Below are 11,863 nucleotides of genomic sequence, written 5' to 3'. Positions count from 1 at the left end.
CCTTAGTCCCTTAGTCCCTTAGTCCCTTAGTCCCTGCCCGAGCAAGCACTTCAGCAGCAGGAGAGGCCAAAACCATGCTCGCTCTAGACGTTGAATAAGGTAAAGCAACAACTCAGTTGCTGTGGTGAGTGATGCTTCAATCAACGTTAAACGTTACTCTAAAATCAATCCATTTCGATTTTCCATAAAAAAACCCCCAGTGTTTTAGCAACACTGGGGGTAGCGGAGGCTACAAATTTTAGAATCGTAGCGAAAGCGCTAAATCATATTGGCAACTGCCAAAACGTAGCCATCCAATAAGCCTTCAGGATAATCCACACTCATTAGTCGTCCCATGACGAGTAAGAATACCAGTAGACCAACAGCAACAGACGTCGATTTTACTATTCCCGCACGAGCAAAGAAGTAGATAAACAGTAGCGTAAAGAAGAAGGTAGTGGTTAAAAAACCTAGCTCGAAATACAAAATAGCCATGACAAAAAAGCCTGCTATATAAACTAGCCCTTGTCTGATTTCAGCCGTTTCAATAAGCTTGCGATGACGCAGATGATTAATAATCACCATCAATGAAGAGCCACCTAGCAAAGCTACAGCAATCAAAGGAAAGGCGCTGGTAAGCGTCTGTTCGCCCCATACTTGGTAGCCAAAGACCACAGCAACCATCAAGAATAGACCAGCAATCCAAATATCCAGACTGAAGTTATTCACTACTGTCTCTGCTGCTTCAATTTCTTCCTGAGTTTGGCGTTTACGCATGGCCTTACGGAATAAAGGCGGTAAGAATAAGCCACATAGGATCAATGCACCGATAATCAAAACACCAGGGCGCGTAAACCAGCTGTACTCATAAAACTGAATACTTTGGAAAAAGTAGTTTTCTGCACCTGCTGACAAGACAAAGCCGATCAAGAATGCAGGTCGTGGCCAGTTCGCACTCTTCATGAATACACCAATCAGTGCAATCACACCCAGTGCCATAAAGTCACCAAAGCTACGCGTAGCTTGATATGCAGCGAACAGAATCAAAGTTAGGATGACAGGCGCTAAAATCGAAAACTTAATGTACGTTAGCATCGAAATAGGACGGGTTAGGAAAATACACAATGCCGCGCCTAAGATATTTGCCAACGCCAGTGACCAAATAATTGTGTAAGTCAGGTCTAGGTGTGTCGACACCATTGACACGCCAGGTTGAATACCCAGCAATAGCATACCGCCAAGAAACACCGCTGCAGAGCCTGAGCCAGGTACACCAAACAAAATAGTTGGAATCATACTGCCACATGAACAAGCATTATTGGCAGACTCAGGGGCAATTACACCTTTAATTTCACCTTTACCAAACTGGCTTTTATCTTTACTCGCCCCCATGGCAAAACTGTACGTCATCCAGTCAACCACTGAGCCGCCCAGACCAGGGATTGCACCGACAAGGCTGCCGAATACAGAAGAACGTCCAACCAGAGGTAAGTTTTTCATTACATCTTTTAGACCTTGTCCTAAGCCATGGCCAAGTTGATTACCTTTCGATGCAATGGACTTGTTTTTAATCAGCAGAGAAATGATTTCAGGTAAAGCAAAAATACCCAAACCGACAACAATCAAAGGAATGCCGTCGTATAGATAATCTATATCGAATGTAAAACGGAAATCACCAGTGGCTGGCGCGCCACCAATTGTTCCAATTAACAAGCCCATACCACATGCAGCAAGACCTTTGTAGACACTGCCACCAGACAAGGACGCAACCACGCTTAACCCTAGCAAGGTCAGCATGAACAATTCCGCAGAGGAAAAGGCTAGAACTACAGGGCGAGCAACCAAGATAAAAATACTCAGTATGATTGCCCCAACGACCCCACCGATCATAGAAGACAAAAAGGCGGCAGACAGCGCTCGCGCTGCCTGACCTTTTTTCGCTAATGGAAAGCCATCCATTACCGTTGCCTGTGATGAACTGGAGCCGGGGATACCCATTAACACGGATGTAAATGTGTCCCCTGTCGGCACCACCGCCACCAGTCCCATCAGCATCCCTAAACCAACAGAAGCATCCATACCGTAAATGAACGGTAGCAACAAAGACATCCCTGCAATACCGCCTAATCCAGGGATAATCCCAACGATTAGTCCTATGACGACGCCAAGCATCAGGTATGACAGATGCATTACAGACATCACCTGATCTAGGGCACTGAATAATACAGACATAAACTCTCCAATAAATCTAAACGATCTACCCGTTATAGCGAGTAGTTAAACTCAGACTTCAACCAGTCTTTAATCCACGAATACATTTCAGGAGAGATCTTCACAGCTTCGCCTAGATACATCGCGATGTCGACGCCCACAGCATTCTCGTATGGACCCACTTGCTCTGCCGCTTCTTGCTTAAACTTAGGATCTGCGACCATTTTACGTACTGCTTGGTTGTACTCTGCTAGCACTTCACTTGGGACGTCAGCAGGGACAAAGATGACTTTTTGGAAAGCAAAACCTGCGGCTAAGAATTTACGGTAAACATCATATTGCATGCCACTTGGCTGCTTACCATGAACACTTTCGTAAGCTTCTTCAAACGTTGGAATGTCAGGGAAAGCCGGGTCGCGTACGATATTGCCTTCTTTGTTCATTACACCAACGCTAAACATTGGAATCGCTTTGCCGTTGTCTACCAAGCCTTGAACAGAGTTCATGTAAGCAGAAGACGTTTGGAAGTCGATAGTGGCTTCGCCACGCTCAAAAGCCAAGCGGCCTGCGCCACGGCTCTTCATACCAAAGACAGGCTTAACATCTGCACCGATCAAATCCAAAGCAATCAGAATCGGTAACTCAAGCTGAGTTGGACCTTGTGAAGCGAACTTCAACTCTTGATTCATCAGCTTCGCGATATCACCGCTGTCAGAAATACCCAAATCAGGCTGAACGTAAACGACACCGCCTGTTGGGCTAGCAAGAATTGGCGCCCAGTTATCAAGATTAAAGCGTACTCGTTTATCCCCTAGCATGTAAGGGAATAAGGTCGAAGCGGATGTACCGATAATGTCAGAACCATCACTTTCCGCTCGACTGAAGAACAGGTTAGTACCTGTGATCGAACCACCGCCAGGCTGGTTTTTGATGACAACCGTTGGATTACCTTCGATAAAGTTAGACAGGTTTGGCGCGATAAAACGAGCCCAAACGTCCGTACCACCGCCGACGCCAAATGGAATTGTGAAGTCAATCGTATCAGGCACAGCATTATCTGCTGCAACCGCTGTGGTGATCGAGAGAGCAGCCACGACTCCCATGGCAATGTGCTTTAGTTTTTTCATAGTAGTTACCTATTATTTTTATATTAAACTAGTCTAGTTTAAGTAGACCAGACCGGAAAAAATCGGCTTCGCAGTTCGCACTAACGAAACAGATTGAACCTCATCATGTTGCCAATGGGCTGTGAGGTCTATGAACCCTGTAGGATGCTCTAGTTTGAAATCCACTCTGCCTTGTTCAGACTGCACCAACTGCTGTGCGACCGTGCCTTCATTACACAGCGCATTAACAATCGCGATACTGCCCGTAACCGCTAACGCTTTATGGCAGCGATCAGGCACGAAATAACGCGCACAGATAATCCCTTGAGTTTGTGGTGGTGATACCAAAATAGGTTTAGGAATCACCATGTTAGAAACATCTCCCATTCCCATCAACACGCCAGCCTTACGACGTAAGGTCTCAAGACGCTGCATGAAAATTTCATCTGCATCAAATTCACCAGGCGCTTCATGTCCTGTTTTGCCAAGACTCGAAGCATTAACAATCATCACAGGCGTGGCAGCATCAATACAGGTCACTTGAATACCGTCGATATCATCGACTTTTTGACCCGTTGGAAACAGCTTGCCCGTTTTGGAGCCTGCAACATCTAAGAAAGTTAATTCGATCGGTGCGCCTGGGGTGTTCGTTCCACTAATAACAAAATCGCCACCATACTCAACACGTCGATCAGGTGTCTGAACCGTAGAGTGAATCACCTTGTTGGTATTCAGGTTCTTAATTCTAACCGTGGTTTTTCCCTCTGTGGCATATACGAGGCCAGACTCGATAGCAAATGGGGCAACCCCTGCCAGCATGTTTCCACAGTTCGGTGAAAAATCGACTGTTCTATTTACAATGCCTACTTGAGCAAACAAATATTCAACGTCTGCGTCGGGTGTTCTTGAAGGCCCTACCATGGCGACTTTGCTGGTAAGGCTATTACCGCCACCAAGGCCATCAATTTGCAATTCATGTCCTGCACCCATGATTTTCATCAGCAATTCTGCTAACTGTTCACGGTCCTCTGGCATGTCAGTTAAACGTAAGTAAGGACCTTTGGAGGTGCCCCCTCTCATTAACATGCAAGGTATAGTAAGTTGCGCCATGTACGTAAGTATCCGTTGTTGTTCTTTAAAATAAAGGATTACACGAGCTGAAAGATGCATCAAATGCAAATATAGATCATAATCAATGCAAGAAACGCATTAATTGGGAGCACCAGTCCATGCATCAAATCGAATTCAAGGACCTCATAATCTTTGTTAAGGTCGCCGAAACGGGCAACTTTCATGAGGCGGCAGAAGCGACTTTTTTATCTCAGCCAGCCCTCAGTCGGCGTATGCAAAAGCTTGAAAATGTCTTGGGGGCTGCACTATTTGAGCGCACGACAAGGAAGACAAAATTGACCAGTGTTGGTCGAGAATTTCTTCCAAAAGCACGGCGTATGTTGGAGGAATTTGAGCTTTCCGTTCTCGGCATAAAAGACATGGCCAGCCAGCAAAAAGGGAGTATTACCATTGCTTGTATCCCTACTGCAGCGTTCTATTTTTTGCCTTCTGTTATCAAGCCATTCAACGAGAAATACCCAGGTATTAGAATCCGAATTCTCGATGAAAGTGCAAACCAAGGCCTAGAATCTGTGATCCAAGGAGATGCCGATTTTGGGATCAATATGGCGATAGCCCAGCATTCAGAGGTTAGCTTTACCCCTCTCATTGACGATCCTTTTGTGGTGTGTATGCGTCAGGATCATCCGTTAGCAGAGTTGGATGAAATCACGTGGAAGGATTTGGAAGCGTACAAATTAATCAGTGTAAGTCGTACCAGTGGTAACCGCTTGTTACTAGACAAGTCGATCGCCCGGGACCAAGTAAATCTCAACAGTTTCTACGAAGTTCAACACTTATCTACCTCGTTAGGCCTTGTGGAGACGGGATTAGGCTTATCAATCGTCCCCCGACTGTCAATGCCAATGGGAACGAATAGTGCACTCACTTATCGACCATTGGCTGGGGAGCAGATTGACCGCTCGATCGGTCTTATCCGACGAACCTCAACCCCAGTATCCCCATCAGCCGACTTGTTTATTCAGATCTTGTTGGAGCAATGGTCTACCAAGACTGAAAAGCTTGAATAAGTAAACGTGCTGCTAACGTCGTTAAAATGATATTAAATATGCGGTGAAAGTGATGATCTGGGACTTTTTTCAATACCATTAGTCCGAACCAACTTCCAATTGCACCACTTATTACCATGCATGTTAGCAGAGGTAGCCACGCCTCGATTGGGAAGCCCGCTTGTTCAAAAACTGCAATTTTAAAGATATGTTGCAACGACATGGCGGTGGCAAAAGTAGCAACCGTTCGGAAGCGGTCGACAAACACCTGTTTAATAAACGCAGCCACCAATGGACCTGTCGCGCCGACAAATAAGGTTAGGAAAGTAGTGATGGCACCGGCAAGTAGGGTTCCAGACTTCCCTAATACCAGCTTAGGAAGCTTAGGCCCCCAACAAAGAAACAGGATAAAACCTGCGATAGAGAGGTACATTACCTCCGCTGGTAGTGCCACTAAAACAAATTGTCCGATCAAAGCACCGACCATCGCGCCTGGTAAAAATAGTCCGATCAGCCGCCAATCAATATGACGCCAGCTCATAGCGGCACGACCGGCATTAGAGCCTAACTGCACCACACCATGTAGTGGAATAATCAACTGCGGAGGCAATACCTGTGCCATCACCCCAAGCAATATCACACCACCGCCAGCGCCGAAACTTGCCGTAAAAAGAGAAGTACATCCGGCGGTAATGACTAACAGCCAAAAGATCATTGGTGTAAGGCCGTTTAAGAAAAAATCACTCACTACAAAACCCTAATCTAAAGGAAAGCTAATGCTAGCACGTTCCTCAAAGGCGGTGGATTAAGGTGTTGTTTTTGAATGGCTTTGAAAGAAATTTGAATTACGATTTGTACAAATCTTTATCCAGCCCATACTTGCGCATCTTGTCATACAGAGTTTTACGCGGTAAGCCAAGCGCATCCATGGTGTCTTTAATAGAGCCTTTTTGACGCATCAACTCCTGCTCAAGTAAGGTTTTCTCAAAACGTTCCATCTGCTCTGGTAAGGTCATAAACCCTGGGTTGGTTTCATTGGTAATGATTTGGTCAAACTCAAACGAGCCCGCTTCGCCCATTAATACATAGCGCTCCGCCAAATTACGTAGCTCACGCACGTTCCCCGGCCAATCATAAGTCATTAAACTGTGCATACGTTCTGCGGAAAGCTGTTCGGATTCACGTTTGTACTGCGCCGTTGCCACCAAGCAAAAGTGCTGCCATAACAATGGAATGTCATCCTTACGTTCACGTAACGGGGGGATATCCACGCGTACCACATTTAAACGGTAGTACAAGTCTTCACGGAAAGTGCCTGTCTCGCTCAGCTCTTTCAAATCAACTTTGGTGGCCGCTAAAATACGTAGATCCAAATCGACGCCTTTGTTGGAACCTAAACGCTCCACTTTGCGCTCCTCAAGTACACGAAGCAGACGAACCTGCATCGACATAGGCATGCTCTCGATCTCATCGAGAAACAAAGTCCCGCCATTAGAGTGCTCGATCTTACCAATCCGTTGCGTTTTGGCATCGGTAAAAGCGCCCTTCTCATGCCCGAACAGCTCGGACTCCATAATCGAGTCAGGCACCGCACCACAGTTGATCGCGACAAACGGCTTACCGCGGCGGGAGCTGTGCTCATGGATAAAACGCGCCACCATTTCTTTCCCCGTCCCGGTCTCCCCTTGAATCAGGATATCCGCCCCCGTATCCGCCACATGCAAAAGCGCCTGTCGCAGACGATGAATACCTGCTGTATTACCAATGATACGAGGCCCTGGGGCATTATGGGCCGCAAGTTCGAGGCGCAAATTACGGTTCTCTAACGTCAATCGACGCTTCTCACAGGCACGGCGTACCACTTCGATAAAATCGTCATTAGAGAAAGGTTTTTCAATAAAATCGTAGGCGCCGTCACGAATCGCATTGACCGCCATACTGATATCGCCATGCCCAGTAATCAGGATAAAAGGAATCTCAACGTCGATCTTTTTGACTTGTTCAAACAGCTCCAGTCCACTCATGCCTGGCAAATTGATATCGCTGACAATTACACCAGACCAATCAATGGCCAACTGTTCAATCACTCCTTGCGTAGAGCCAAACTCTAGCACCTCGAAGTCTTCTAATTGTAGGGTCTGCGAAATGGCCATTCGCACCGACTGCTCATCATCAATGACGATGACGCGATCCAATTCCGACATGATGAGTCCTTATTTTATTCGTTATCTAACTCAAAGGCGTTTAGAGTAACACAAAACTCGGCCCCACCTTGAGGGTGATTCTGAGCACTCAAATCACCATGCATCGAATCCATAATGCGCTGACTAATAGACAAGCCAAGCCCTAGACCGATACCGCTACTCTTAGAGGTATAAAATGGCTCAAACAGATGCTCAAGCGCATCCTGTGATAACCCCGTACCACTGTCACGGACAAAAATATTGACCTTACGCTGCTGCTGTTGCACTCGTATTTGGACACATTTTGCTCCAGTACCATGCTCCAAAATGGCATCACAGGCATTTGCCAACAGATTCACCAACACCTGTTCTAAAAACACCATATCCGCTAATACCACCACACGCACATCTGAGGGAAATTCTGCTTGGATGCCCGTCTCTTTGAATCTGGGCTGCATAATCTTCATAGCGCCATTAATGGCCGATTGCACATCAATCGGGGTATGGGCCACATTGCCTTTGCGAGCAAACACTTTAAAGCGAGCAATGATGTCACTCATATGATGACCAAGCTGGCTGATGTGTTGCAGATTGCTTCTAGCCTGCTCGTACTTTTCGCGCTGCAAAAACTTCAAGCCGTTATCAGCAAACGCACGAATGGCTGTAAGTGGTTGATTCAGTTCGTGGTTTAAGCCTGCACTAAGCTGCCCTAAGACCGCCAATTTCGCTGTTTGAATCAGCTCCTGTTGCGTTGCTTTATGCTCGCCAATTTCATGGCGTAAACGCTGGTTGGCTTGCTCTAGCTCCGAAGTACGTTCTTTGACACGAAGTTCCAAAGCGTTGCGCGCATCGGTAATTTCCATCTCGTAGCGCTTACGCTCTGTCATATCATGAAACGTCACTAGGTGACTGCGACGATTTGGTAATTGCAATTCACATAAGGTGGCTTCCACGGCGACGTCTTGATCGGCACCTTCCACATGAAACTTCCCTTCTACCGTCGTTAAACGTAAAGGCTCACGCTCAACATCAAGATCGCTCGACAAGGCTTTCAGCCAACATGCTTTATCACGCTCTGATACTTGAAATAACTCTGACAAGGGCTTACCGATTAAGCTGGATAGGGAACGCGCTGCCAAGTTCTCAACTGCTGGGTTTAACGCCTCAATACGATATTGATCATCTAACGTCACCAGACCAGCCTGGGTATGCTGAATCACTTCACGAATATAGGCTTGATTGTGGCGTGCCATCTCAATGGCGTCGGAGCGCTCTTGCAACATGCGCGAGCGTAAATGAGCTAATCCAAATATCAGCATGGTAATGGTGATGCCGCCCGCAAAAATCGCTCGCCAAAGAGCAATCTGTTCTTCAATACTCGTCAGTGGCACCAAGATTGCCACTTGAAAATCAAGCATCTGAATTTGACGACTCATGACTAAGTAGCGATGACGCTCTACTAATTCATTGCCAAGGTGATCACTTACCTGATCTAACATTTCAATCACACTGGCGTGCTCATCAAACGGACGGCGAGAGACAATGGGTAAGGTTTCAATGGCTTGATCGAAGTAACGCTGGGATTCAGCAATACGTATGAGCTCCTCATGGGATAGTTCGCCCATCACCTTATACAGCCATTGTGAGCGAGATGAACTGAATACCACGCCATCTGGATCAAGCATCAAAAAATCATAAGCTTGATTATTAAAACGCTTTTCAAATTGAGTCAGATCCACCTTGACCACAGCGACCCCAATCACGCTGTCGCCTTCAAAGACAGGATAGGAAAAGTAGTAACCCCGTCGGTTAGACGTCGTTCCTAACGCATAATAACGGCCCGGTTTACCTTTAATCGCATCTTTAAAGTAAGGACGGAAGGCAAAATTCCCACCGACGAAAGACGTACTCAAACGATAATTGGAAGCTGCGATAGTGTTACCATCCGTACCAATGATGTAGCTATCCGATGCTTCAGTAATGCGGTTGATTTGCTCTAACTCACGATTAAGCTGATTAATATCAGAAGGTAGTCCGTCTCGTAACGCCTTACGTACTCGATCATTGGATGCCAATAGGGTTGGCATGTGTTGGTATTTAGCAATAGCGCTCTCGACCACGCTGGCTAATTGGTTCAGTTGTTCAAGGGTATCAGCAGCCAGGTCTTCGGTTTGCTGTTGCTTGAGCGCATCTCCGCCACGCCAAAGCGTCAGCAAACAGATGAAAAACACCGCCACGTATAGCCACGCGAAACGCTTGGGGTTGGCAAGAGATTGCTTCGGTCTGAAAAATTCACTCATTCTAGCTGGCGAAGGTAACATGGCGGTCTCTTATTATTTTGTGCTAGCCGTTTGTCGCACCACCCTATGCATGCGCTCCGGCAAACGGCATTACCTGATCAATGTGCGCTTTGTTTTGTAATAACATTAGCAGACGATCTACCCCTAAAGCTACGCCAGCACATTCAGGTAAACCTTGTTTTAGAGCGCTAATGAGACGCTCATCCGCCTGCCGCCATACTTGATCGTTTTCGGCTCGCTCCGCCATTTCATTTTGCATACGCTGTTGCTGTTCGGTGGCATCAGTCAGCTCAAAGTAGCCATTGGCGAGTTCCATGCCACGCCAATACCACTCGAAACGCGCAGCGGTGGCATTGCCTTGCTCATCCTGCTGCTGTCTCGCTAGCGCCGCTTGAGAAGCTGGATAGGCATGGATAAAACAAGGGACATCTTGGCCAATGTTTGGCTCAACTAACGTTGCAAACAGCAGCTCTAACAAGGTGTCACGATCCGTCTCATCTAGACCATATCCGGTATGCTGATGGCAGGTTTGCTGCAGCGCTTCAAGGCTTGCAGTAAATGGGTTTAAACCCACATGACGGACAAAGGCTTCTGCGTAGCTCAATCGCTCTGAAGTAATATTCTGCCCCATTAACTCCGACAGCAGATCGTCCATTTCGCTCATCAGTTGCCAATGATCAAAGCCAAGGCGATACCACTCCAACATGGTGAACTCGATACCATGGCGACGGCCAATCTCTTCAGCGCGAAATACTTTCCCCAATTGGTAAATACTCGGTGCTCCGGCGGCCAGTAGACGCTTCATCGCGTATTCAGGAGACGTCTGAAGATAGTAAGTCACTTCTTGCCCTAAGGTGCGAGTCTGACTGGTCAGCACTTCGATATGAGGGTCACTGATACTACCGAGAGATAAACAAGGGGTATCGACTTCCAACACATCACGCTGGTAAAAAAATGCGCGAATTTTATGAAATACTGCTGCTCGGAATTTGAGTGCATTTAAATCAGCGGTTGGCTGCCAAACGTCTTTTGAATACATTACTACAACCCTCATTTAGCGTTTAAACTAGAGCTATTATAAAGAGTATTCAATTTAATTAGAGCAGATAACTGAACTAACTATCTTCTTTCCCTTCATTTATCAAACGCCCTAGTTCATCAGCGGATTGACGCATTGTCGAAACATGAGCTAATAAGTCGTCTAAGCTCTTGCGGATGACAGGCGCATGGCAAAACAAACAAGCCATCAATCGGCCTTGTTCATCTTTGATCGGCACCGCCACCGCCACCATACCATCTACAAATTCTTCATTATCCGTTCCGATGTCTATTTGACGTATTCTTTGTAGTTCTAGCTCAAGCACTGCGGAGTTGGTTACGGTGTTGCGTGCATATCGTGTCATGGGGAGATAATTCATTAAGCGTTGACGACGCTCTTTGGTCATGGCACTTAAATACAATTTACCACTGGCCGTACAAGTTATAGGGGTGTGTATACCAACAGGTAAATGTATCTGTAAAGGCCAATTTGTTTGTGCCCGATCGTAATAAATCATATCCGTTCCATTCGGAATGGAGATACCGCAGGTTTCACCCACTTTTTCAGCCAAGTCTTTCAGTATAGCTTGTCGCTGAGCCTTGAATTGACTTGTATAAAGTATTCCCAAGGCAATGTTATGCAGCCTGTCAGCGGGTACAACCAGGCCACGCATATTCGTTTGTAAAAATCCTTCCGCCTCTAATTGTTGCAATAAACGATGCACACTAGGCTTGGGAATATCAAGCATGATGGCAAGATCAGCAGCACTCAGAGGGTGCTCAGACTTAGACACCGTTTCAATGATTTCAAGTACACGAGTTATACTAGACCCTTTTTCCCGCTTCTGATTGACCATAGAATCACGCTACCTATACAAATGATAAATTATAAGCTCCCTCCTACCGATAATTAAAGTGGCAGCGAC

General features: G+C 46.4%; 9 protein-coding genes. 1 reads left to right on the top strand and 8 read right to left on the bottom strand.

Annotated features, from left to right (window positions below; translation table 11 throughout):
• Window positions 1–258: 258 nt before the first annotated feature.
• The 3 genes from ASC49_RS14385 to ASC49_RS14375 are packed head-to-tail and all read right to left on the bottom strand — an operon-like array spanning window position 259 to window position 4,406.
• A complete protein-coding gene (locus tag ASC49_RS14385) occupies window positions 259–2,211 on the bottom strand; it encodes a tripartite tricarboxylate transporter permease (protein WP_055463943.1) in 1,953 nt (650 codons plus the stop codon).
• Window positions 2,212–2,243: 32 nt separating this feature from the next.
• Window positions 2,244–3,317 (bottom strand): Bug family tripartite tricarboxylate transporter substrate binding protein, encoded by a 1,074-nt coding sequence (locus ASC49_RS14380; RefSeq protein ID WP_055463942.1) that lies wholly within the window; start codon window positions 3,315–3,317, stop codon window positions 2,244–2,246.
• A gap of 33 nt (window positions 3,318–3,350) precedes the next feature.
• Window positions 3,351–4,406 (bottom strand): 4-oxalomesaconate tautomerase, encoded by a 1,056-nt coding sequence (locus ASC49_RS14375; protein ID WP_055463941.1) that lies wholly within the window; start codon window positions 4,404–4,406, stop codon window positions 3,351–3,353.
• A gap of 119 nt (window positions 4,407–4,525) precedes the next feature.
• Between ASC49_RS14375 and ASC49_RS14370 the strand changes: the two genes are divergently transcribed.
• Entirely contained in the window at window positions 4,526–5,437 is a 912-nt protein-coding gene (locus ASC49_RS14370; RefSeq protein WP_055463940.1) for a LysR family transcriptional regulator, read from the top strand.
• Here ASC49_RS14370 and ASC49_RS14365 read toward each other — a convergent pair.
• The 5 genes from ASC49_RS14365 to ASC49_RS14345 form a co-directional block, all read right to left on the bottom strand.
• Window positions 5,412–6,164 (bottom strand): sulfite exporter TauE/SafE family protein, encoded by a 753-nt coding sequence (locus tag ASC49_RS14365; RefSeq protein WP_245624729.1) that lies wholly within the window; start codon window positions 6,162–6,164, stop codon window positions 5,412–5,414. The genes ASC49_RS14370 and ASC49_RS14365 overlap by 26 nt on opposite strands.
• 97 nt (window positions 6,165–6,261) lie before the next feature.
• Window positions 6,262–7,620 carry a sigma-54-dependent transcriptional regulator gene (locus ASC49_RS14360; RefSeq protein ID WP_055463939.1) on the bottom strand — a complete coding sequence of 453 codons (1,359 nt, stop codon included), beginning with the start codon at window positions 7,618–7,620 and terminating at the stop codon, window positions 6,262–6,264.
• 14 nt (window positions 7,621–7,634) lie between these two features.
• On the bottom strand, window positions 7,635–9,920 hold the full coding sequence (locus ASC49_RS14355; protein WP_245624728.1) for an ATP-binding protein: 2,286 nt from the start codon (window positions 9,918–9,920) through the stop codon (window positions 7,635–7,637).
• Window positions 9,921–9,963: 43 nt separating this feature from the next.
• On the bottom strand, window positions 9,964–10,938 hold the full coding sequence (epmA, locus tag ASC49_RS14350) for an EF-P lysine aminoacylase EpmA (RefSeq protein WP_055463938.1): 975 nt from the start codon (window positions 10,936–10,938) through the stop codon (window positions 9,964–9,966).
• 76 nt (window positions 10,939–11,014) lie between these two features.
• On the bottom strand, window positions 11,015–11,794 hold the full coding sequence (locus ASC49_RS14345) for an IclR family transcriptional regulator (RefSeq protein WP_055463937.1): 780 nt from the start codon (window positions 11,792–11,794) through the stop codon (window positions 11,015–11,017).
• Window positions 11,795–11,863 lie beyond the last annotated feature (69 nt).

It is taken from the genome of Marinomonas fungiae, assembly GCF_001418205.1.
Lineage (GTDB): Bacteria > Pseudomonadota > Gammaproteobacteria > Pseudomonadales > Marinomonadaceae > Marinomonas > Marinomonas fungiae.
Note: the sequence above shows the minus strand (reverse complement) of the source record. Positions and strands in the feature narration are given on the sequence as shown.

Bases quoted from the DNA above. Each gene is read 5' to 3' on its own strand.
- ASC49_RS14355 (WP_245624728.1), bottom strand. From the start codon at position 9,920: ATGTTACCTTCGCCAGCTAGAATGAGTGAATTTTTCAGACCGAAGCAA.
- ASC49_RS14380 (WP_055463942.1), bottom strand. From the start codon at position 3,317: ATGAAAAAACTAAAGCACATTGCCATGGGAGTCGTGGCTGCTCTCTCG.
- ASC49_RS14370 (WP_055463940.1), top strand. From the start codon at position 4,526: ATGCATCAAATCGAATTCAAGGACCTCATAATCTTTGTTAAGGTCGCC.
- ASC49_RS14375 (WP_055463941.1), bottom strand. From the start codon at position 4,406: ATGGCGCAACTTACTATACCTTGCATGTTAATGAGAGGGGGCACCTCC.
- ASC49_RS14345 (WP_055463937.1), bottom strand. From the start codon at position 11,794: ATGGTCAATCAGAAGCGGGAAAAAGGGTCTAGTATAACTCGTGTACTT.
- ASC49_RS14360 (WP_055463939.1), bottom strand. From the start codon at position 7,620: ATGTCGGAATTGGATCGCGTCATCGTCATTGATGATGAGCAGTCGGTG.
- epmA (WP_055463938.1), bottom strand. From the start codon at position 10,938: ATGTATTCAAAAGACGTTTGGCAGCCAACCGCTGATTTAAATGCACTC.
- ASC49_RS14385 (WP_055463943.1), bottom strand. From the start codon at position 2,211: ATGTCTGTATTATTCAGTGCCCTAGATCAGGTGATGTCTGTAATGCAT.